This is a genomic window from Celeribacter halophilus (genome assembly GCF_018860305.1).
GTDB lineage: Bacteria > Pseudomonadota > Alphaproteobacteria > Rhodobacterales > Rhodobacteraceae > Celeribacter > Celeribacter halophilus_A.
The window spans coordinates 1-23,304 of sequence record NZ_JAHKPE010000032.1; the positions used below are offsets into that span (position 1 = coordinate 1).

Genomic DNA, 23,304 nt, shown 5'->3' on the forward strand with positions numbered 1-23,304 from the left:
GCGCAGCAGGACGGCGGCGCCAAACTCACGCTTAATTATAAAGTGGCCGGACAAAGCGGCCTTCAGCGCATGTCCTGCGCTGTGTCGCGAGCTGACCTGCTGCAACTGGTGCTCTATGCCGAGGCGCTCAGCCTGCGCCGGCACTACGGACATCCTGTGGCGTCAGAGGTTTCGGCGGACGGGCTGACACTGCGCTATGATCTGGACAGTCCTGAACTGCATGTGGAGCGCCGCTCTGGTTACACCTCACAAAGCGCTACGATCCCCGCCCGCAATTTCCTGTCCAGAATGGCGGAAATGACTGACATCTGCATTGCGGAGAGCGAGGCATCGAAACATGGGCCTGCTCTGAAGTCTTTGCTGGGCGAATGCGCCAGACCTTCCGAGCTTGGAGCGATTGCGGAACCGGACGCAGCCGATCAGGCCCTGCACCAGATACATGAGATCGCGTTTCTCCTGTTGGTTCAGTGCGCCTCCACGCGTGGCTCGGAACTGGCCCGAAACCTACGCAAGAAGGCTTCAAGGGACCAAGCGCTGGAAATGGTCAATGCGACCATCTGCGCGCTTGTGACCGAGTTGCTGCCGCCTTTGGCGGGGTAGGGTGCGGGGCTACTCAAGCGGGTTTGGTCAGGACTTTCCGCATATGTCCTCTGACGCAAAGCGCGTTGACACCTCTCGGGCTGCACCATACCGCTGGCGCTAACACGCATCACACGGATACCCGCAATGCCTACGGTTGCGCCTGCCGCTCCTCTAGCCCATCTCTCCCGTCGCCGCCGTCTGTCGATCTACGCCTTCATGATGATGGCGCTGTTCATGGCGACGCTGGACAACCAGATCGTCTCGACCGCACTGCCTACGATTGTCGCTGAATTAGGGTCGATTGAACGCTTCGGCTGGGTCAGTGCCGCGTATCTGCTGGCGCAGAGTGCCATCATGCCGGTGTATGGCAAGCTGGGGGACTTGTTCGGACGCAAATATGTGATGATGTTTGCGATCTCGCTCTTTGTGGTCGGCTCTCTGAGTTGCGGCTTGGCGTGGTCGATGGACAGCCTGATTGCCGCGCGTGTTTTGCAGGGACTGGGTGGTGGCGGCATTATGGTGTCGATTTTCTCGATCAATGCCGATCTGTTCGAGCCGCGTGAACGGGCGCGGTATCAGAGCTTTTCCAGCCTTGTCCTCATGGCCTCCGGTTCCATAGGCCCAACACTGGGCGGGGCCATGAGCCAGTATTTTGGTTGGCGTTCGATATTTCTTGTGAACCTGCCTGTCGGGATTCTGGTTCTGTCCGGCATCTTTCTCTTGCTGCCCTATGTCCGCCCGAACCGCCAGCCGAAGATCGATTATGCGGGGGCTGCGACCTTGGCGCTGACGATCGGATTGATCGTGCTTTGGGCTGACGGGGCGCAGATTTTTGGCGGGATGTTTACCCCCGTGACCTTCGGCATTCTGGCTTTGGCCACCATATCCGCCATTGCTTGGGTCCACATTGAGCGCCGCTCGCTGGAGCCGATCATTCCGCTGAGCCTGTTCCGCAATCGCAACTTCCCTCTTCTGTTGATTGTGGCACTGACATCGGGCGGGATCGGGATTGGTCTCGTCAACTATCACGCGCTGTTTTTGCAAATGACCACGGGGCTCTCGCCCGCCCATGCTGGTCTGTTCTTCATTGCACTCACCTGTGGCATTGCCGTTGGGTCTCTGACGGCGGGGCGTTTGATCGAGCGTACAGGGCGATACAAACCGTTCCTGATCACTGGCACGACGCTCTCCGTGCTGGCCTTGATCGGGGTCTCGCAAATTCAGGTGGGAACATCGCTTTGGCTGATCGGTGCCGTGCTGGCAACATGCGGTCTGTCGATTGGTCTGGCGCAGCAATCGCCGGTCATCGGTGTGCAGCTGGTGGCCCCGCAGGGCGACATTGGCGCCGCGACTGGCGCGGTGACGCTGTGCCGGATGGCGGGGGCGTCATTGGCCATCTCGATTTACGGAGCGGTCCTGTCGGCGCGACTGATGGCAGGGGCAGGGGATGTGAGCGATATGCCTGATCCTTCCAGCCTGTCGCCCGACGCTCTTGCGGCTCTGCCGGAGACCAGCCGCATTGCGGTCAGTATGCTGTTCTCTGATGCCTTCACATGGCTCTACATGGTGGCGGCGGGGCTTTCGGTCATCGGGCTGACCGCCGCGATCCTGCTGCGTCCGACGCTCATGCCGGTGAGTAAGCGGGCGGGGTGAGCGCAGTCTGGGCGTCGCAAGCTGTGTGCATCAATAGAAAGTGTGATGCACATTTGGGCCGGAATTCATTGTTTTGCGTCGGAGACTTTGAAGCACTGCGGCTTCAAATGGAGCAATAGCCAAGTCTGTTAAAGGTCATGGCCATATGCACAATCCTCAAATTGCGCAATGTGTGGCCATAACCGGATCACCGTTTATCGGTATGGTGTAACTTGAATTTGTGCCGTGCAACTCACACGGTGCCATTATCCACCCGTACAGGCACCCCTTGTTCATACGACTGGGTCGCAGCATCCGCTAACACCTGTGCGCGTAATCCATCCACAATCCCGGGAAAGATGCGCTTTTGGTTGGTGACGGCATCGACAAAATAAGCCATCTCGGCGCGGTAGGCCGCATCATACCGTTCAAGAAAGAAATGCTGCGCGGGTGCTCTTTGAAACCCTGCCGCCGTGGCGATCTCTACGGTGTTTTCCAGAACATTCTCTGCACGTAGCATGCCTTTCTGACCATGCACTTCGATCCTCTGATCATAACCATAGCTTGCCCGACGGGAATTGGTGATCTGACAGATTTTACCGCTTTTCATAGTCAGCGTGACTGCCGCCGTATCCACATCTCCGGCTTCGCCGATATCAGGATCAACAAGGGATGCTCCAACCGCGTAAACCATCACGGGGTCCTCTCCCAAGAGGAAACGCGCCATGTCGAGATCATGGATCATCATATCACGAAACAGTCCACCGGAGCTTTTGATATAGCTGATAGGAGGCGGAGATGGGTCACGCGACTGGATCGTCACAATTTCAACGCCGCCAATCTCTCCGGCCACAATACGAGACTGTAGATTTGCAAAATTGGGGTCAAAGCGACGGTTGAAAGCCGTCATGAACGGCACACCGGCGGCCTCGACAGCCTTGATGCACTCCCGGATTCTTTCAGCGGACATATCCACCGGTTTTTCACAAAAGATGGCTTTGCCTTCTGCTGCGGCGGCATGGATTAAATCATAATGCGCATCGGTTGGTGTCCCGATCACTACAGCATCGACATCTGCATGCGCGATAAGTTCTACCGCGTCCATAACCTTTGCACCTGTCGCTTCAGCCAGCGCCTTGGCCGGAGCTTCAAAGGCATCGGCAACAGCCGTAACCCGAGCGCCGTCGATCTGGGATATTGTCCGGCCATGGACCTGCCCGATCCGACCGCATCCCAAAAGTCCGATATTTAACATCTTATGTTCCTTTGAAGGCTTGCAGCACAGTGCGGGTGGCGGCTACCAGCGGATCATGGGTTTCCTTTAAAATCTGGACCCGATCAAATCTGGTGGCGTCGTGATTGACCGCCGCACGCAGCGCCTGTCCAAACACCATACGCAATTCTGTGCCGATGTTGAATTTGCAGATCGCAGAGTTCCGCGCGAGTGACCGACGCTGTGCGACCGGTACTCCGGACCCGCCATGTATGACCAAGGGAACACTCGTAACAGATTCAATGGCGCGAATACGGTCTTCATCAAGACCCCCTTGCTTGTCCTGTTGCAAGTGCACGTTTCCCACCGAGATCGCCATAGCATCGACCCCGGTCTCCCGTGCAAACTGCGCGGCCTCCTCAGGGTCGGTTCCGGCAGAGCCCTCTCCGCCCGAATAGCCCACAAAACCGATTTCCCCTTCGCAAGACACCCCTGCATCATGAGCCATTTGCGCAATGGCCGCCGTCTCGGCAATATTTTCGGCCAAGGGTTTGCGCGAGCCATCATACATCACCGAGGTAAAGCCACTCTCAATGGCAAGGCGGCAATCTTCGACAGAATAACCGTGGTCCAAATGGGCAACGACAGGCACGGAAGCATTTTCTGCAAGGTAACGAAACATGGCTCCCAGAACGGGCAAAGGTGTGTGTTCCCGACAGGACGGCCCTGCTTGTAGGATAACGGGCACGCCCTCGGCCTCAGCCGCCGCCACATAAGCGCGCATGTCTTCCCAACCCAGCGTCACCAAACCCGCAACAGCGTAGCCCTGACGGAGCGCCGGTTGCAGCACTTCTGAAAGAGTTGCGATACTCATTTGAACTTTGCCACCATATCCATGATGCCCGGAATCGTGTGCAACTGTGCTGCATGGGTCGGCTGGAAATACTGTTTCAGGCTACGCTGGCTAAGCCCTCCGAGAATAGTGAAGTAATACATCTCGTAGCCGGGCAGCACGCAGCAGGGGTGATAGCCCTTGTCGATGCAGATCGTCGAGCCATCGACGATATGATAGGCGTCTCCGGGTTCATTGTCCTCACGTTGGAGCATCTGAAGACCCGAACCATAATTCGGTTTAAACCGGAAATTATAGGTTTCATCGTGGCGGGTTTCGACCAGTTCACCGTTCTCATACCGATCTGTGTCATGTTTGTGTGACGGGAAACCCGACCAGCCACCAGCCCCGACAGTATACAACTCGCTCACCAACAGACGTCCAACCTTATCGTGATGATTGGCACCTAGAATGTGCTTGATCTTGCGGTGGGTTTTGGTGTCGTCCGAGCCGTATTGAACAATATCAATCTCTGCGTCACGGACCTCGAACGGTTCCAGCACCTTGTCGTATTTGGCGCCGGCGATAAACGTCTCCGTTTTATCCGATACACAGGTGATACGAACCTTGGCACCCACGGGCACATAGACCCCCTCGGGCTCACCGTCCCAAACATCGGCATTGCGATTGCCAAGATGGGTATAAACCGCACCCTCGACATCCACATCGACAGTTCCCGTAGCAGGCACCACACAGGTCTCATATCCCGCAACCGAGTATTCAAAAACCTCGCCTTTTTGCAGTTTGACGATGTTGAAATAGTTCAATGGCACAAGATCGTGATCAACATCAACGATAGGCGTATTGGCATTATCATGGGGCGCGATATGCATCGGGCTTTCCTTTCAGATATCAGTGGGGCCGGAACACGCGGCCAAAAAGTCATTGAGTTGTGAAGTTGTCGGCATGGCTGGAGCACATCCCGGATGGCTCACCACCATTGAGGCGCAGGCTGAGCCGCGCAGCACCGCCTCTTTCAGCGGTCGTCGCTCGGCAATGGCCGCCAGCAGCCCAGCCATGAAGCTGTCGCCTGCGCCGTTCGGCTTAATGGCTGTGACGGGATAGATGCCGGTGCGTATCTCTTCGCCATCGGCAAAGGTCAGCGCTCCCTCGTGCCCCATCTTGTAGATCACCATCTTGCCTTTTGCGGCGAGCTCACGGGCTTTTGCCAACCCCTTGTCCATACTTCCGGCCATGAAGCCGAATTCCTCGTCGTTGCCGACGATCAGGTCGCTTTCCTCGCCCGCGCGGGTCAACACCTCGGAGGCAACTTCAGCCGAGGGCCAGCTATAGGGGCGATAGTCTATGTCGAAGATCACAGGCAGCTTTGCAGCGCGGGCGTTCTCGAAAGCGCGGAATGTGGCGCTGCGCGAGGGTTCGGCGGCAAAGACTGTCCCCGCCGTGATCAAAGCACCGAAATTATCATAATTCACCCGATCGACATCTTCTTCGGTTACCTGAAAGTCCACCGCGTTGTTGCGGTAGATGACCAGCTGAAAATCCTCAATACAGCTTTCATAGACCGCCAGAGATACCCGAGCTTCACCGCCCAGCACTTTCAAATACTGCGTATCCACACCGTAATGGCGCAGTCGGTTGGTGCAGAAACGCCCGACAGCATCGTCGGAAACCGAGGTGACCAGCGCCGATTGCATTCCCAATTTACACAGCCCTGCACAGATATTTGCAGAGGAGCCGCCAAGATCGGCGCGAAAGGTATCGGCCTCGTCCGCACGGGTGCCGGGGGGATCGGCAAACATATCCATCCCCGCGCGGCCGAAGACGACAAAACTGCCTTTGCGGATACCCGCTATCAGGGCGCTCATTACACGCCCCTCCGTTGTTTGATGCGTGACGCTTCCCAGTCTTCATGTGCTTTGCGTACACGCTCGCTTTCGGTCACAGTTGGCGTGCCAACCTCCCACCAAGCGTGACCTTCAGTGGTCCACCCTTCGTAGGGGTCGACATCCATTACGATCACATAGGTCTTGTCTGATGCTTTGGCGCGCTTGAATGCATCGCCAAGTTCGGCCGGATTGGTGACTTTTTCAGCTTGTGCCCCCATCGAGGCCGCATGTGCGACAAAATCCACGCCAAAGGGTTCGGGAATGGTCGGGCAATCTTCCAGAAGGTTGTTGAAACTTTCATTTCCAGTGTTGTTCTGGAGTTTGTTGATCACGGCAAAACCGCCATTGTCGAGCACCAGAACGATCAGTTTCTTACGGCTGAGAACCGATGAATAGATGTCCGAGTTCAACATCATATAAGACCCATCGCCGCAAAAAGTGATGGTATCCTGCTCGGGCTCCTGCTGAGCCTGTGCGATGCGCGCGCCCCAAGCACCGGCGATTTCGTAGCCCATGCAGGAAAAGCCGAATTCCACATCCACAGTCCCTACGTCCAGCGTGCGCCAGTTGGCCGTGACCTCGGCGGGCAATCCGCCAGCCGCGGCCACGATCCGGTCGCGGGGATCGCAGAGATCGTTCACCACACCGATGGCTTGGGCGTAAGAATTGGGTCGGTTGCCCGGCTTGACGTTCTCGGCGACGTAAGCATCCCATTTGGACCGTTCGGTTTTGGCCAAGTCCACCCAGCTTTGCGGTGCGGTATAGTCCAGTACTTCGGTCAGCGCAGCGAGCGAAAGCTTCGCATCGCCTACCACCGGTAGCGACATGTGTTTGCCCGCGTCATGGCGCGCCGCGTTGACCGAGATGATCTGCGCATCCTTGTCAAAGGCGGTCCAGGATCCGGTGGTGAAATCTTGAAGCCGTGTACCCACGGCAAGGATCACATCGGCTTTTTCGGCAATCGCGTTGGCGCTGTCCGATCCGGTCACACCTATCGGGCCGATGTTCAGGGGATGGGTCGCCAGCATATTGGCGCGACCTGCAATGGTTTCGACCACGGGGATGTTATGGGTCTCGGCGAATGTGGTGAGCTCTTCGACCGCGCGTGAATACTGCACCCCGCCGCCAGCAATGATCATTGGACTCGCCGCCTCTTTCAGCGCCGCAACGGCGTCGGCGATCTCGGCCACGTCAGGGGACTGACGGCGGATGCGGTGGACCTTCTTCGCAAAGAACTTTTCCGGATAGTCATATGCCCAGCCCTGCACATCCTGTGGCAGACCGATAAAAGCAGGGCCGCAATCGGCGGGGTCCAACATTGTGGCCAGTGCATTGGGCAGCGATTGAATGACCTGCGCCGGATGGGTAATGCGATCCCAATAGCGCGTGACAGGTTTGAACGCATCATTCACGCCAAAAGTCGGATCATAGAAGTTCTCCATCTGCTGAAGAACCGGATCGGGCAGGCGTGTCATGAAAGTATCGCCGCACAGCAGCAGCATCGGCAGGCGATTGGCATGGGCCAGCCCCGCTGCTGTGAGCAAGTTTGCGGTGCCCGGCCCCGCGCTGGCAGTGCAGAACATGAAGCGCTGACGAAGCCACTGTTTGGTATAGCCTGCAGCGGCAAATCCCATGCTCTGTTCATTCTGGCCACGATAGAGCGGGAGTTCTTCCTGCACGCTGTTCAGCGCCTCGCCCAAACATGTCACATTCCCATGTCCAAAGATACCAAACCCGCCACCGCAGACCCGCATCTGCTGGCCGTCAATCTCTATATATTGGTTTGCCAGCCAACGAATAACCGCCTGAGCAGTCGTCAACCGAATGGTGCCCTCCGTCTTGGTCATATGTGAGAACCCTCCCTGTAAAATCTTGTTTGCCGATCAATTCCAGCTTGCGCGATGTTTAGACTCACGATACACATTTTGCAACCGGTTGCAAATCATATTCGCAAAAAAGGGAGGTGAGATATGGCTGACATAGGGATCGGCATTCTTGGCGGAGGCTATATGGGCAAGGCGCATGCTGTTGCTATGTCCTCAGTAGGGGCGGCTTTTAACACCACGCTGCGTCCGCGACTGGAAATGGTTTGCGCCTCCAGCGCACAAAGTGCCGAGCGCTATCGGAAAGCCTACGGATTTGCGCGCGCGACAGACGACTGGCGCGTTCTGGTCAATGCCCCCGAAGTCGAAGCCATTGTCATCGCCACCCCACAAGAAACTCACCGCGAGATTGCAGAGGCAGCGCTTGCTCTTGGAAAACCCGTGTTTTGCGAAAAACCTCTTGGCGCTTCACTAGAAGACAGCGCCGCAATGGTCTCCGCCGCCGAAGCCTCCGGTGTCGTCAATATGGTCGGCTTCAACTATATCCGCACCCCCGCCAGCCAATTCGCCCGCCAGCTTATTGCTGCAGGCGAAATTGGAGATATCACATGGTTTCGCGGGGAGCATACCGAAGATTTTCTGGCCGATCCCAGTGCCCCTGCCAACTGGCGTACCAGCGGTATGGCCAACGGCACACTCGGGGATCTGGCGCCGCACATGATAAATGGCGCCTTGGCTCTGATGGGGCCTATTGCTCGAACAATGGGGCTTTATGAAACCGTTCACAAAGCACGTCCCGGCGGTGCGGTCACAAATGATGATCATGCCCAGATGATGTGCCGTTTTGAGAACGGCGCCATGGGGCAGATGTATTTCAGTCGCGTCGCGACGGGGCGGAAAATGGGATATGCCTATGAAATTTCCGGCACCAAGGGCGCGATCCGTTTTGATCAGGAGGATCAAAACGCGCTTTGGCTCTACCGCATGGACGGACCGGATGCCACGCGCGGCTTCACCAAAATCCTGACCGGACCATCCCACCCTGATTACGACGCATTCTGTCAGGGTCCGGGACATGGCACTGGCTATCAGGACCAGATCATTATCGAGGCAAAGGACTTTCTGCGCGCCATCGAAACCGGAGAAGCGCTATGGCCGACATTTCGTGACGGACATGAAGTCAATCGGGTGATTGCCGCAACAATCGCCTCGGCCGACAGCGGAAGCTGGCAAGAAATTAAAGACTTTTGATGATGGGAGACATCGAACAATGACGATCAGAATTGGCAATGCCCCTTGCTCATGGGGTGTGGAGTTCGCCGCAGATCCACGCAACCCGACTTGGCAACACGTCCTGAAAGAGTGTGCTGAAGCCGGATACAAGGGCATCGAACTTGGTCCAGTAGGCTTTATGCCTGAAGATCCCGCCCAACTGAAGGAAGGGCTGGAGGAACACGGGCTGGAGCTGATTGGTGGCGTGGTTTTCCGCCCCTATCATGACCCTGATGCGTGGGATGAGGTTCTTGATGCCACGCATCGCACAGCCAAAGCGCTCCAGGCGCATGGCGCTCAGCATATGGTAATAATTGACTCGATTTCGCCCCGCCGCGCACCAACCGCAGGTCGCGCCAGCGAGGCCGAGCAAATGGACAAGGCCGAATGGACCGCCTTCCGTGATCGTATTGCGACCAGTGCGCGGATCGGCGCAGAAGAGTATGGGCTAACCGTAGGCATCCACGCCCATGCGGCAGGTTTCATGGATTTCGAACCCGAACTTGAACGCCTTTTGGATGAAGTTGACGAAACCATTCTCAAAATCTGCTTTGACACAGGCCATCATTCCTACGCCGGATTTGATCCGGTCGCATTTATGAAAAAGCATATCGACCGGATTTCATACATGCATTTCAAAGACATAAATCCGGTTGTCAAAACAGATGTGATCGAAAAGCGTACCGGGTTTTATGATGCGTGCGGTCAGGGGATTTTTTGCAATCTGGGCGAAGGGGATGTCGATTTCCCGACTGTTCGCCAAATGCTTCTGGATGCCGACTTCCAAGGGTGGTGCACGGTGGAACAGGATTGTGATCCCTTGTTGAATCCGGACACACTGGGTGATGCTCGCAAAAACCGCGAATACCTTGAATCCATCGGGTTCGTCTGAGGAGGAAGAACATGACTAAACTAAACTGGGGAATGATTGGCGGCGGAGAGGGTAGTCAGATCGGACCCGCTCACAGACTAGGCGCACAAGCTGATGGTCGCTTTAACCTTGCCGCCGGAGCTTTGGATCACCGGCCTGAAGAAGGTCGCGCCTACGCACAGCGCCTCGGCATTGCCGCGGATCGCGCCTATGGTGACTGGACCGAAATGCTCGCCGGAGAAAAGGATCGCTCTGATCGGATTGATCTGGTCACAGTCGCCACTCCGAACGCGACGCATTTCGAGATCGCCAAATCCTTTCTTGAAGCAGGGTTCAACGTGCTTTGTGAAAAACCCATGACCATGACGGTCGAGGAAGGCGAAGAAATCGTCCGCGTGGCAAATAAAACCGGCAAGATTTGCGCCGTAAACTACTGCTACTCCGCCTATCCAATGGTGCGGCAGGCCCGCGCAATGGTTCGCAACGGAGAGATTGGCAAAGTCCGGTTGGTCGTCACCAATTTCAGCCACGGCCACCACGGAGATGCAACCGATGCGGATAATCCCCGCGTGCGTTGGCGCTATGACCCGAAGATGGCCGGCGTTTCAGGCCAGTTTGCCGACTGCGGCATCCATGCGCTGCATATGGCCAGCTTTGTCTGTGACGACGAGGTTGAAAAGCTGTCTGCCGATTTTGCCTCGACTATTCCGTCGCGTGAATTGGAAGACGATGCCATGGTTAACTTCCGCATGACGGGAGGTACGGTCGGGCGGCTTTGGACATCTTCTGTCGCAATCGGGCGCCAGCATGGGTTCGATATTCAGATCTTCGGCGAAACGGGCGGCCTACGCTGGGCTTCGGAGCAGCCGAACCAACTGATCTATACGCCTGTCGGCGGACGCACTCAGATCATCGAAAAAGGCGAAGCAGGTCTGCACGAAGGCGCGCAACGCCTAAGCCGTGTCTCGATCGCGCACCCGGAAGGTTTCCCTCTCGCGGTGGCCAATATCTATTGTGATCTTGCCGATGCCATTGCTGGAGAAACACGTGATGGCTTGCCAACAGCAGAGGATGGCGTGCGGTCGATGGCCGCCGTACATACCGCCGTTGCTTCCGCCCGGGACAAAGGCGCATGGCTGGACGCGCGCCCGCCGATGTTCCGTTAAGCTTTCGGAGCGGGGCGCAATGTACCCCGCTCCACCACTGCACATGAGAAGATCCGTGCTTCCGGAAAGCGTTCAGGATCGGCAAGGGTTGCTGCCATCAGTTCGATAGACGAAGTCACGATTTGGCGAATAGGTTGATGGATCGTTGTCAAATTAATGTTGTTCCAACGCGCCATCTCCATATCATTTAGCCCGATTATTCCGACATCCACCGGACAATTCAGGCCGCTATCACTAATCGCAGACAGAGCGCCGATAGACATCACATCATCGCCGCCGAAATACGCCTGTGCCGGAGCATTCTGCAGCAAACGCAGCATTTCATCGCGTCCGGCATCAAAGGAATAGGCTTTCGCAAAAGAATAGGTGACCTTGATATTCGGGTGCGCAGACATCTCGGTCATAAAGCCCGTGTAACGGTCTTGTGTTGATGTTGATGATTCCGGCCCCCCCAAGAAGCCCACATGGGTATATCCCCGCTCCACAAGCGTTCGCGCCGCCAAACGTCCGGCTTCACGGTTATCGATCCCCACGACATGCACCTCGGGGGACGAAGAATACCTGCCAAAAGCGTGAACCACTGGAACGCCCGCGTCGCGAAACGCCCTCGCAAATCCTGGTGGCAAGGTCGATGAGGCGACAATGACGCCATCCACAGAATACTGCCGCAGCATCCGAACCGATGCGTCCGGTTCGGTTTCATCCGACAGGTTCACCAGCAAGGGGCGCAATCCTCGGTCCTGAAGCCCTCGTGTGAAGAGATCGAAAACCTCCAGAAAAATCGGGTTATGAAAGTTGTTCGACACCAGTCCGATCAACTTGGTTCGACCCGTGGTCAGTGACGATGCCAGAGCGTTCGGACTGTATCCCAATTCCCGCGCCGCCTTTTCAACCTTGCGCCGCATTGCGTCAGAAACCGAGGCCCCATCTGTAAAGGTGCGCGATACGGCAGAGCGCGATACACCAGCTCTTTCCGCAACCTCTTTCAATGTTACCGCCAACCTACTACCCTCATTTATTACAGTATTTCCGACAATCTACCTTATGTTTTAGAGCAGAACATCCCCAAATGCGATTAGTTTATGCAACCGGTTGCAAAAATATCTGTTCCGCGTTAGCTTGCATATAGAGGCACAGGCCTAGCCGCCTCTACATTAAAAGTTCCAGGGAGGAAGAAATGAAATCGACTGTCAGGAAAGTTGCGTTGGCCACGGTCGCCGCCGCCGCGCCTCTAATCACCGCTGCAAGCGCATATGCCGATGGCGAAAGATACGTTCTCGTGAGTCATGCACCAGATAGCGATAGCTGGTGGAATACGGTTAAAAACGGCATCGCTCTTGCCGGCGAGCAAATGGATGTTGAGGTTGAATACCGCAACCCGCCGACGGGCGACCTTGCAGATATGGCGCGGATCATTGATCAAGTCGCTGCATCTGGACCCGACGGGATCATAACGACACTGGCAGATGAGGACATTCTCGAAGGTCCGATTCGAAACGCGATTGACAGTGGCATCAATGTCATCATCATGAATACCGGCAGCCCTGAAAAAGCCCGCGAAATTGGCGCTTTGATGTATGTCGGCCAACCGGAATATGATGCGGGTTACGCGGCTGGGCTGCGTGCCAAAAGCGATGGGATCAGTTCTTTTCTCTGCGTAAATCATTACATTGTCCAGCCGGCTTCAACAGAGCGCTGTCAGGGCTTTGCAGATGGTCTGGGTGTCGAACTCGGCAATCAAATGATCGATGCGGGCCAGGATCCGTCCGAAATCAAGAACCGCGTCATGGCTTACCTGTCGTCCAATCCTGACACCGATGCCGTTCTGACCCTTGGTCCGACATCCGCCAACCCAACGCTCTTGGCGTTAAACGAAAATGGCATGGCTGGTGACATCTACTTCGGCACATTCGATCTCGGCGGAGATATCGTCGAAGGTATCAAGTCCGGAATCATTGAGTGGGGCATCGACCAGCAACCGTTTTTGCAAGCCTATCTGCCGGTTGTGATCCTGACCAATTACGACCGCTACGGCGTTCTTCCGGGCAACAACGTCAACTCCGGTCCGGGGTTTGTCACCGCTGAAGGTCTTGAAAAAGTCGAAGAGTTTGCGGGCGAATACCGCTAATTCCCGTCTTGGAAGGGCCAACCATAGCGGTGAAGCCCTTCCGATTTTGTTCCTGAAAACCTAGTCATTGGGGAGATGTCGTATGTCAAACGCGGCCCAACCCACGGCAAAAACCGACGAACGCATCAAGGATATTTCCGCGTTCAGGAAGGCGTTGATCCGTCCCGAGCTGGGCGGCATCGTTGGAACCATTGCCGTGTTCACCTTCTTTCTACTGTTCGCATTCGATAGTGGCATGTTCAACAGCCAAGGTGTGATGAACTGGTCGACCGTATCGGCCCAGTTCATGATTATCGCCGTCGGCGCCTGCTTGCTTATGATAGCCGGTGAGTTTGATCTGTCAGTCGGATCCATGATTGGCTTTGCGGGCATGATGATCGCGATTTTTTCGGTCACCTACGGCTGGCCCGTCTGGCTCGCAATCATCATAACCTTTGTGCTTTGCACAGCAATCGGCGCACTCAATGGCTGGATTGTCGTTCGTACCGGCCTGCCAAGCTTCATTGTGACGCTGGCCTTTCTCTTCATCCTGCGCGGGTTCACCATCTTTTTGCCTCAGGTCATCGAGCGCAAAACAATTATTGGCGGTATCATCGATGTCTCCGAAGGTGATTGGCTGGCACCGGTGTTTGGCGGCAAGATTTTCGGAGAGCTTTTCACCTGGCTCGCAGATGCGGGTATGATCGCCATTTTCGAACGCGGCACCAAAGCCGGACAACCGGTGGTCGACGGCATTCCAATGTTGATCGTCTGGGCAATCATACTCATCATTTTCGGCCATGTTCTGTTGACGAAGACCAAATTCGGCAACTGGATTTTCGCGGCTGGAGGGGATGCAGAAGCTGCGCGAAATTCGGGCGTTCCTGTGAACCGTGTCAAAATTCTGATGTTCATGTTTACCGCCTTTTGCGCCACCGTTTTCGCGGTGTGTCAGGTGATGGAATTTGGCTCTGCTGGTGCTGATCGCGGCCTGCTCAAAGAATTCGAGGCCATCATTGCCGTTGTGATCGGCGGTGCGCTTTTAACCGGTGGATATGGTTCTGTTCTGGGGGCGGCGCTTGGTGCTCTGATCTTTGGTGTTGTCCAACAAGGGCTGTTCTTTGCTGGGGTAGAAAGCTCGCTCTTCCGGGTTTTCCTTGGGGTCATCCTGCTCGGCGCGGTCATCCTGAACACCTACATCCGCCGCATGATTACAGGGGAGCGTTAATATGACCGCTGAAACCAAGTTCCATCATGGCGATCCTCTCAGTGATGTGAAACCGATCATCGAGATGAGGAACATCGAAAAACACTTCGGGCGCGTCATTGCGCTTGCCGGGGTCAGCTTCGACGTGAAGCCGGGCGAGTGTCATTGTCTTTTGGGTGACAACGGCGCCGGTAAGTCGACCTTCATCAAGACCATGTCGGGGGTCCACAAACCGACCGCAGGTGAAATCTATTTCGAGGGAAAGCCGCTACATTTCGAAGATCCGCGAGATGCGATTGCCGCAGGGATCGCAACGGTGCACCAGCATTTGGCGATGATCCCCATGATGAGCGTCAGTCGAAACTTCTTCATGGGAAACGAGCCGACACGTAAGGTGGCAGGTCTCAGTTTTCTGGACAAGAAAAAGGCCGATGCCATTACTATGGAAGAAATGCGCAAAATGGGCATCAACCTTCGCGGTCCAGATCAGGCCGTCGGGACTCTGTCCGGCGGGGAGCGTCAGACCGTAGCAATCGCACGGGCTGTCCATTTTGGCGCGAAGATCTTGATCCTTGATGAACCCACTTCAGCTCTGGGGGTGCGCCAAACCTCAAATGTTCTGGCCACGATCGACAGGGTTCGCAAACAAGGTGTCGGCGTCGTCTTCATCAGTCACAACGTCCGTCATGCTCTGGCCGTTGGCGACAGGTTCACCGTGCTCAACCGAGGTAAAACTCTAGGCACGGCCAAACGGGGCGAAATCTCTTCCGAGGAACTCCAAGACCTCATGGCCGGCGGGCAAGAACTGGCTCAGCTCGAAGGTTCACTTGGAGGTACGGTCTGACCTAAAGACGGATAAAAATCAAAGATGCCGCTGGAGCCATTCTCCTTCCGGCGGCATTTTCCGAGGTAGATTAATAGAAAATCAGCCAAGACCTTGTACTTCAAGCAGGACAGTTGAACCGCCACAGTTATTGCGGATCTATCGGCTCCACATCCCGTCATTTTTGACACCATTGAGCTTAGGTTGCGCCTGCCGAGGAGTAGACCTGTGAATTCAGTTCGTGCGATTAAAGCGGGACGCAAGCTCTATGCTTTGTAGTGTTTTCAGGGCTTGCTGAAATCCCGAGGGGTTAGATTAAATTTTGTGTTTTTAAGAAACTTTCTGGCAACCATCTCGACAAGTTTCGGGAAGGGGCAGCCTCTGCTGCCGGAAACATGAGACATCACACGACAAATTGAAACTACGCCTGCGGCGTGAACTACGTCACAACTCCGTCATGATGAATTGGCAGGTCAACAAAGAATGTTGTCCCCTTGCCAAGCTCGCTTCCATAACTGAGCAACCCATCATGCGCTTCGACGATTTTGCGTGAAATATTCAGTCCGAGCCCTGTTCCCTCGAACTTTCTGGACGCAGAGGTGTCAAGCTGGTTGAAGGCCTCGAAAATGCGGTCTCCTGTGTCTTTCGGAATCCCGATCCCTTCGTCCGCCACAGTAATACGCGCGTAGTTCCCGAACCTCTCCAGTCCCACGGTAATCTTTCCGCCAGATTCCGAAAATTTGGCCGCATTGGAGAGAAGGTTGCTGATAACCTGCTCGATGCGTTTCTCGTCACAATCGACAAAGAAATCCTCATCAGCCAACGTTTTGCTCACGGTTACCCCTTTGTAATCTGCAAACGGCAGAAAGCGGTCGACGACATCCTGAAGGAATGTGTTGAGCTCAACCCTTTCATATGTGAAATCCAGCCGCCCTGCATCAATGCGTTGGAGCAGGAGCAGGTCTTCAACCATGGCGGACAGGCGGATCGCGTTTCGCTGTGCAATCTTGATCGGGGATTGCATCTTTTCGGGAACGTCTCCCAACACCCCCGAATTCATCAGGTCCAGCGCCCCTTTGATCGAGGTCAGTGGTGTGCGCAACTCGTGGCTGACGGTGCCGACAAACTCGGTTTTGGCCTGATATGCCATTTTTACCTGTTCGTGTTTCGCCTCAAGATCCATCAGGTTTTTCAGCGCATCGCTATAACTGGAGACAAAATTTCGTGCCAGTTCGACCAGAAACCCCAGCACGAAAACCACGGTGAAAAAATGGAGCCATATCTCGGAACCAAGCGGTGCGGAGGTGATCACAAGGTCATGGACGGGAATATAGATGATCGCTGCTACATAAATGAGCAGACGTGTGGCCAGAAGTGACAGAAACTGATGATTGTGCATGGTGGCAAAAATAGACGCCGAAACCAGCATGAACATCGGCATGAAATGCCCGCTTTCGGGAGATTGCTGCATGGCAAACGAGATCGAGAACACGGAGATCGTCACAGCGCTGGTGATCGTGCCCAGAAAAAGTTTGAATAAAGCAGAGCGAATGGCCTTTGCGGTCCAGACATTTTGCACACGGATGCGGCGCGCGACGAAAAAATCATAGGTTTCGCACAGGACGACCAGACAGATGAAAACCGCGGCCAAAGGCCAGCTATAATAGGCGCCCGCCAGAAGAATTGCGATTCCATAGATCAAAAACCGTTGGACAAAGAGCCTCTGCCCCGTTTCCGCGTAATCGAGAAGACGGCGTTGATACTCCCCGCGCGGGAGGTGGCGTTCGGCCCCGAGCGCTTTCTTCAGAAAGGCATAGAAAGATTTCATTGAGCCCCCGTCTTCAGCCAATAGACCTTCAGTGTTAACACAACTTCTAATTGCACGAAAGCAACACAACCCTCCAATAGGATGAATTATCTGTTGGAAATGTGGCACAAATGTGTTCATTGATCATAACAGCTAAGCATAAGGCGACACGAGCAAATTTTAACTGAGGCACAAACATATGGCTTTGCATTCGGATTCCAGACGGGGCTTGCCCGGACATGATCGACTTCCCGACCTGATGCCATGGGCGGACACGGGTGCCGCAGGTGATGTCCAGACCTATCAGAAACGTCAAAAGGCCATCGCCGCCAAAGCCGCGCAGAATGACCACATTCGCGCAACGGTTCTGTCAGTCGAGAACAACCATTTACATGGCGAGCTTTATGTCGAGGCGCTCAAGGCGCGCAAACGGGTCTTTATCGACAGCAAAGGCTGGGATCTGCCGCAGACCTCCGGCATGGAGTTCGACCAATATGACACGCCCCAAAGCCGCACGGTTGTCCTGCATGAATATGGGCAGGTGGTGGCAGGGATCAGGCTTCTGCCAACAACCGCGCGCTGTGGCTGCTATACCTATATGCTCAAAGACGCCAAGGACGGCGTCATTGATACGATCCCGCCCTATATCCTCTACGAAGACGCCCCCGTCTCAGACTGGGTCTGGGAAGCAACGCGCCTGTTCATCACACCGGAAGTCCCCGCAAACCGGCGCATCAGGGTGCAGACACGGCTCATGCATGAAATGGCCCGCACCGCTGTTGCCGAAGGCGCAACCCATGTGATCGGCATTGTCCCCTATGTGTTCAAACGCTGGCTGGAGCGATTGGGCATGAGCGCCCTGCCCGTTGGTCCGCGTGTGACATTCGACACCGATATTTCACAAGCCGCCTTGATGCATGTCGCAAAAGTCGGGGCAATGTAGGGGCGACATTTGCACTACACTTTCAGGTCTTTCACATGCCTCACGCCGGCTGTGTAAAATCTACGATTATAAGCGGCCCATTGCTTTTCAGATTATACATCTGGTAATTACGCCGATCTTCACCCATCCTGTGGCGCGAGTAAGCAACCATTCATTCTCTGGAAGGTTGTGATTGAGTATATGTGTTTTGCGAAGCGGGCAAAGTCGGCTGAGCAGTAGGAACCGGTTAAAGTTGATGCCCCAAAAGATCACCGACAAACTGATCGAATGCCTGATTGAGGCTGCGTCATATATCGCAATCCTCCTCATCTGCATCGCCGCCTACCTGATGCTGTCCTATACCGAACTGAATGAACTGCGCGAGGAACAAAGGCAGGAACTCTTCGCCGCACGTTCTGAAATCTCCGCCAAAATCCAACAGTCGTTCAGCAACAAACAATTGATTGCGCGCAGTATTTCTGCGGCGCTCACCATCAATCCGGACATAACCCAAGAGGAATTTTACGCCTTTGGCGATGCGATTAATGTCGAAGATCCATCCATCGACACCATAGCCCTCATAAAAGGCACAACCGTAACACGCGTCTATTCAACGGTCTCTATGGAAGACCTTCTGGGGCGGGACCTTGCCGAGCGTCCGGAACAGCTTCCGGACTTGGAAAAGGTCCGTCAAGAAGGCCGCACCCGCCTGAGCGGACCGACATGGCTTCTCAGAGAATATCCCGGATTTGTCATGCGCCAGCCCGTTTCGACCAAGAGCACCGATCGCGATGACACGGAAAATATTGACATCGTCTCGATTGTTTTCTCGACCAAAGCATTTCTGAACGAACTGGATCTGGAGGGATTGGCCGAGCGCTACAATATCGTGTTGAGTGTTGAGGGAGAGATCCAGCCGCCACAGGCCATCTACGGTGATCTTGCGACGCTTGATGACGCGCAAACCGTATTGACGCTTCCGATCCTTGCAACAGTCTGGAATCTGGCACTTACGGCGCGAGAGGCCCCAAGTCTTATTCCCACGCGAGAAAGCCGGATTGTTCCATTAATTCTGATCGGCGGCGTCCTCGCGATGATGCTGACCCGCTATCTGCATATTTTGCGCCGAAGAAACCGGCGCGCCGCACATCATATCAAAACGGCTCTCGATACGGCGCCCTCGGGCTTTGTTTTGTTCGATGCGAATGATCGCATAGAATTGTTCAACGACCGTTTCGCCGAATTGCTCGGTGATGCCGCGTCCTCGGTTCACAGAGGCGCGTCACGGGAAAGCCTGCTGCGCGCAACGCTGCACCACAACCTTTTCAAGACTCCGATTGAGGATGAGGAGGCTTGGGTCAAAGAGCAGATGAAACGCCTCACCGTGCGCGGCGAAAGGAACATCGCCGCCATGAGCGACGGCACTTGGCTGCAAATTCTGGAACATACAACAAGTGCCGGCGGTCGTGTGATGATCCTGAACGATGTCACAGAAACACTGCAAAGCCGCGAGCGCGCGAAAGTCGCTGAGCAACGGCTCAATGACGCCATTGATGCGCTTCCTGTCGGGTTCTGGCTTTTCGATGCGACGGATCGGCTGGTTCTGTTCAACACGGTAGCAAGCGAGAAATTTGAAGGCGTCAGGCGCGAACTGGCGCTGGGGCGCCCGATCGGCGACCTTGTCCGGCGCCGTGTAGAGCTCGCCGAGCTAGTGCTGCTGAATGGCAAACCGGTTGATGATTACAAACTCATCACACAAACCCTTCAGGACGAAACATCGCAGATCGAAGTCCGCTATGGCGAAGGCCGCTGGTTCCGGTATTACACGCGCCGCACCTCCGAAGGCGGGCTTGTCATGTTCCGTGTGGAAATCACGGACCTTCGCGAGCAGCAACGCCAGATTGAAGCCTCGAACACAGAATTGCGCGCAGCCTTGCGCAAACGCGACGAGGCGGAACAACGTTTGCAAGCCGTGGCCGACATGACATCGGAATGGTATTGGGAACAGGATACCAAGATGCGTCTGGTCCACATTTCAGAAGGCTTTTCGCGGGCGATGGATGTCGATCCCAAAGACTACATCGGCAAAACCCGTTTCGAGATTTTCGGCGCCCTTCCGAAGACAGCCGAGACCCCCTTTGGCGAGATGGTGCAAAAGATGATTGCCCATGAGCCGTTTCGAGACATTATTTACAGTCATAATTTCGAGCCGAACAAAACCAAATGGGTGCGTATGAGCGGCAAGCCGCTTTATACGCCGGAAGGTCTCTTTACCGGCTATATCGGAATGGCCGCCGATGTCACGCCGCTCTATGAGGCGTTGCGCGAAGCGAAACAGGCCGACGAGGCAAAAACACAATTCCTCAATATGATAAGCCATGAACTCAGAACGCCGCTCACTGCCGTTCTCGGGTTCAACAGCTTTCTCGCCAATCATACCAAGCTGCCCAGCTACAACGCATTGAAAGAGGCCCTGCCCTCAGGCGACGAGGCCACCATTCGAGAGGCGTTGGAGCAGTTTGAAAAGGATCTCGGCCAGTTTACCGGTCGGATTCAAGCCGCAGGCACACAGTTGAAAGCGCTCATCGACGACATGCTTGATCTGGCGCGCATCGAAGCCAATAATTTGCGGCTCAATCTGGGGTGTGTCGAAAGCGCTGCGGTCGCCCGATCTGTGATAGAACAGACCCAGACCCTCGCCTCCGAAAAGGGGCTTGAGATCAAATTCGACCTGATAGATGCACCCATTTATGCCGACGAAACGCGGTTTCGCCAGATTCTGACCAACCTTTTGGGAAATGCCTACAAGTTCACGGACGAAGGGCTGGTCGAAGTCAGAAGTTCCCTACAAGACGACATGGTTGTGTTTGAAGTGCAGGATTCCGGCATAGGGATTTCCAAGGAGATGCAAAATCAGGTCTTCGACCGTTTCGCGCAGGCCAAAGAAGGGACTGATCGCAGGAATAACGGCGTCGGCCTTGGCTTGGCGATTTGTAAGGATCTCATCTCTGCGCAGAATGGCTGGATCAAAGTCAAAAGCGAGATCGGCACAGGGACGACGATGCGCTTTGCGCTGCCGCTTTGGAGGCCAAAAGCCTAGCGCGGCTCTTCCCACAAACCCGTTTGACATAGTTCTTACTTAATTCTTCCTTATGGAAGCCCCGTTTGGGGTGAAAGTTATGTCGAGAATCCAGAATATCGATTATGAATAAGTCTTGGCCAGTCCGTATTAAGTGCTTTTGGGGTGTCGACATATGAACCATACAAACAGTGACTTCAACCCAGCCGCTCCCCCGGCTATGGCGTCTCAATCCCCTCTGCCCTCACCCGAAGACCTTTGCGCGGTGATGCCGACGCCGGTTCTCATGTTTAAGGGTGATTTGGATCATCCGATATATATGAATGCCGCCGCTCTGGAATTGTTGGGCGAAGACCGGATCGAGAGCGCCCTTGCAAAACTACACAACAGTGCGCTGTTCGGATCGAGTGAGGAGAAGGAAAAACTCCTCGGCACACTCCGGAGTTCCGGCTATGCCGAATTCAGCACCCAGCCGCGCTGTGTGACAGACACGATCATCGGAAATATCTACACATCAGCCGACCAGAACGGCGTTCCGTTCTACATCACCTTTCTCCGGTTAGAAGCGAAGCTGAAAAAACAAAAGCAATTTGCGCAGGATGTGAATTCCGTCATCACCCATGAGCTGCGCACCCCGCTCACCAGCATCAAGGGCGCGCTGGAGATGCTGCAGCCGAAGGTCGTCGGACCTTTGAGCGACAAGGCCACAGCGCTTCTGAAAATTGCACATACAAACTGTGACCGGATGCTTGAATTGATTCAGGACATGCTGGATTCCAACGAGCAGACACAGACAAAGAAAACCGCGGAACGCGAGGTTACGGCGCTTGCCCCCGTCCTCAGCAACATTGCGACCTCTTTGCAAGGCTACGGCACCTATCACGGCGTCGAGATACGCTTGAAGTCAGTTGACGATACGCTTGCGGTAAATGTTGTGCCTTCGCATCTGATCAAGATCGTCACCAACCTGATTTCCAATGCGGTGAAAGCCTCCCAGAAAGGTCAGCATGTCGAGTTTTGGGCGGAAACCGCCGAGGACAAGATTAAAATTCTGGTGAAAGACAATGGCAGCGGTATTCCTGCGGAAATACAGGACCGGCTCTTCGATAAATTCACGCGTAGCCAATGGCTCAACGAGAAATCCACCGGCAGTTCCGGATTAGGCCTGAACATCGTCAAGACACTGGCCGAAACGATGGACGGAAGCGTGTCATTTGTCTCCGATGCGGGGAAAGGCTCAACGTTCTGTGTCACATTGCCGAAGGCCCCACTTGCATAAAGCCATATGCAAGTCACGTGAGGCAAAGCTGACTGTGAATGACCTGCCTGGAATGCTCTGACAAAGCCGCCAAATATCCGCCGGTTCCCGCGACTGTCTTAGGCTCAGGACTCATAACCAGAACATGACCGTAGCTGCGAGAGCAATAGCGGAGAGGAAGACTTCGGGGCAGCGGTCGTATCGGGTGGCGACCCGCCGCCAATCCTTCAGGCGCCCGAACATGACCTCGATGCGATTGCGGCGCTTGTAACGGCGTTTGTCGTATTTGATGGGCTTCTTGCGCGCCTTCCGTCCTGGAATGCACGGCCTAATCCCCATACCCTGCAGGGCTTCGCGGAACCAGTCGGCGTCATAGCCGCGATCCCCCAGAAGCCACTGGGCTTTCGGCATGTTGCCCAGGAGCGCCGCCGCCCCTGTATAGTCGCTGATTTGGCCCGCCGACATGAAGAACCGGATTGGCCGCCCGTGGGTATCGGTGATGGCATGCAACTTGGTGTTCATGCCGCCTTTGGTCCGCCCGATCAGGCGCCCACGCCCCCATTTTTACCCCGCAGGCTCGATGCCGTGCGATGGGCTTTGAGATAGGTCGCGTCGATCATGATTGTCGTCGGGTCCATCGCCTCCGTGGTCAACCCTTCAAATATCCAGGCAAAAACACCCATTTCGCTCCAGCTGTTGATTTCCGCTGAGACGTGACCCGGTAGGCCGCAAATTTTTCACTGAGAATTGACCCATGTGAACATGATATCCCTGACGGCTTTGTTCAGGGAGATATGGAGTGA

General features: G+C 55.1%; 18 protein-coding genes and 1 pseudogene. 11 read left to right on the forward strand and 8 right to left on the reverse strand.

The window, feature by feature from the left end; translation table 11 throughout:
* The coding region (locus tag KO492_RS16450; protein ID WP_216045971.1) for a hypothetical protein at nt 1–600 on the forward strand (600 nt) is incomplete at its 5' end.
* Between the two features lie 126 nt (nt 601–726).
* Nucleotides 727–2,235, forward strand: coding sequence for an MDR family MFS transporter (locus tag KO492_RS16455; RefSeq protein WP_216045972.1), 1,509 nt, complete (start codon nt 727–729; stop codon nt 2,233–2,235).
* Between the two features lie 232 nt (nt 2,236–2,467).
* Here the strand turns inward: KO492_RS16455 and iolG are convergent, their stop codons facing one another.
* From iolG to iolD, 5 genes are read right to left on the reverse strand one after another with little or no spacing between them, the layout of a single operon-like run.
* Nucleotides 2,468–3,469, reverse strand: coding sequence for an inositol 2-dehydrogenase (iolG, locus tag KO492_RS16460; protein WP_216045973.1), 1,002 nt, complete (start codon nt 3,467–3,469; stop codon nt 2,468–2,470).
* A gap of 1 nt (nt 3,470) precedes the next feature.
* Entirely contained in the window at nt 3,471–4,301 is an 831-nt protein-coding gene (locus KO492_RS16465; protein WP_216045974.1) for a class II fructose-bisphosphate aldolase, read from the reverse strand.
* Entirely contained in the window at nt 4,298–5,152 is an 855-nt protein-coding gene (locus KO492_RS16470; RefSeq protein ID WP_216045975.1) for a 5-deoxy-glucuronate isomerase, read from the reverse strand. The genes KO492_RS16465 and KO492_RS16470 overlap by 4 nt, the downstream gene beginning before the upstream one ends.
* Before the next feature lie 12 nt (nt 5,153–5,164).
* Nucleotides 5,165–6,145: a 5-dehydro-2-deoxygluconokinase gene (iolC, locus tag KO492_RS16475; RefSeq protein ID WP_216045976.1), complete on the reverse strand. Its 981-nt coding sequence runs from the start codon at nt 6,143–6,145 to the stop codon at nt 5,165–5,167.
* On the reverse strand, nt 6,145–8,013 hold the full coding sequence (gene iolD, locus KO492_RS16480) for a 3D-(3,5/4)-trihydroxycyclohexane-1,2-dione acylhydrolase (decyclizing) (RefSeq protein ID WP_216045977.1): 1,869 nt from the start codon (nt 8,011–8,013) through the stop codon (nt 6,145–6,147). Before iolD ends, iolC begins: the two co-directional genes overlap by 1 nt.
* 123 nt (nt 8,014–8,136) lie before the next feature.
* On the opposite strand from iolD, the gene KO492_RS16485 reads away from it, so the two are divergent.
* The 3 genes from KO492_RS16485 to KO492_RS16495 are packed head-to-tail and all read left to right on the forward strand — an operon-like array spanning nt 8,137 to nt 11,298.
* Nucleotides 8,137–9,240, forward strand: coding sequence for a Gfo/Idh/MocA family protein (locus tag KO492_RS16485; protein ID WP_216045978.1), 1,104 nt, complete (start codon nt 8,137–8,139; stop codon nt 9,238–9,240).
* A 19-nt stretch (nt 9,241–9,259) separates the two neighbouring features.
* The gene (locus KO492_RS16490) at nt 9,260–10,153 is read left to right on the forward strand and encodes a sugar phosphate isomerase/epimerase family protein (protein ID WP_216045979.1); all 894 of its coding nucleotides are present in this window, start codon (nt 9,260–9,262) and stop codon (nt 10,151–10,153) included.
* An 11-nt stretch (nt 10,154–10,164) separates the two neighbouring features.
* The gene (locus tag KO492_RS16495; RefSeq protein ID WP_216045980.1) at nt 10,165–11,298 is read left to right on the forward strand and encodes a Gfo/Idh/MocA family protein; all 1,134 of its coding nucleotides are present in this window, start codon (nt 10,165–10,167) and stop codon (nt 11,296–11,298) included.
* Here KO492_RS16495 and KO492_RS16500 read toward each other — a convergent pair.
* Complete coding sequence (locus KO492_RS16500; protein ID WP_216045981.1) at nt 11,295–12,299, reverse strand: LacI family DNA-binding transcriptional regulator; 1,005 nt, start codon at nt 12,297–12,299, stop codon at nt 11,295–11,297. The two genes, KO492_RS16495 and KO492_RS16500, sit on opposite strands and share 4 nt — an antisense overlap.
* Before the next feature lie 176 nt (nt 12,300–12,475).
* Between KO492_RS16500 and KO492_RS16505 the strand changes: the two genes are divergently transcribed.
* The 3 genes from KO492_RS16505 to KO492_RS16515 all read left to right on the forward strand — a co-directional run bounded on the left by KO492_RS16505 (nt 12,476) and on the right by KO492_RS16515 (nt 15,456).
* Nucleotides 12,476–13,426 carry a sugar ABC transporter substrate-binding protein gene (locus tag KO492_RS16505; protein ID WP_216045982.1) on the forward strand — a complete coding sequence of 317 codons (951 nt, stop codon included), beginning with the start codon at nt 12,476–12,478 and terminating at the stop codon, nt 13,424–13,426.
* 82 nt (nt 13,427–13,508) lie between these two features.
* The gene (locus KO492_RS16510) at nt 13,509–14,633 is read left to right on the forward strand and encodes an ABC transporter permease (protein WP_216045983.1); all 1,125 of its coding nucleotides are present in this window, start codon (nt 13,509–13,511) and stop codon (nt 14,631–14,633) included.
* A 1-nt stretch (nt 14,634) separates the two neighbouring features.
* Nucleotides 14,635–15,456 (forward strand): ATP-binding cassette domain-containing protein, encoded by an 822-nt coding sequence (locus KO492_RS16515; protein ID WP_066601926.1) that lies wholly within the window; start codon nt 14,635–14,637, stop codon nt 15,454–15,456.
* Between the two features lie 418 nt (nt 15,457–15,874).
* Here KO492_RS16515 and KO492_RS16520 read toward each other — a convergent pair whose 3' ends face one another.
* A complete protein-coding gene (locus KO492_RS16520; protein WP_216045984.1) occupies nt 15,875–17,263 on the reverse strand; it encodes a sensor histidine kinase in 1,389 nt (462 codons plus the stop codon).
* Between the two features lie 178 nt (nt 17,264–17,441).
* On the opposite strand from KO492_RS16520, the gene KO492_RS16525 reads away from it, so the two are divergent.
* From KO492_RS16525 to KO492_RS16535, 3 genes are all read left to right on the forward strand, one after another.
* Entirely contained in the window at nt 17,442–18,185 is a 744-nt protein-coding gene (locus tag KO492_RS16525) for an acyl-homoserine-lactone synthase (protein WP_252735589.1), read from the forward strand.
* A 235-nt stretch (nt 18,186–18,420) separates the two neighbouring features.
* On the forward strand, nt 18,421–21,264 hold the full coding sequence (locus KO492_RS16530) for an ATP-binding protein (RefSeq protein ID WP_216045985.1): 2,844 nt from the start codon (nt 18,421–18,423) through the stop codon (nt 21,262–21,264).
* 265 nt (nt 21,265–21,529) lie between these two features.
* A complete protein-coding gene (locus KO492_RS16535) occupies nt 21,530–22,522 on the forward strand; it encodes a sensor histidine kinase (RefSeq protein ID WP_216045986.1) in 993 nt (330 codons plus the stop codon).
* A gap of 111 nt (nt 22,523–22,633) precedes the next feature.
* Here the strand turns inward: KO492_RS16535 and KO492_RS16540 are convergent.
* Nucleotides 22,634–23,193 (reverse strand): annotated as a pseudogene (locus KO492_RS16540) (IS5 family transposase); the annotation flags it as partial.
* Nucleotides 23,194–23,304: the final 111 nt, after the last annotated feature.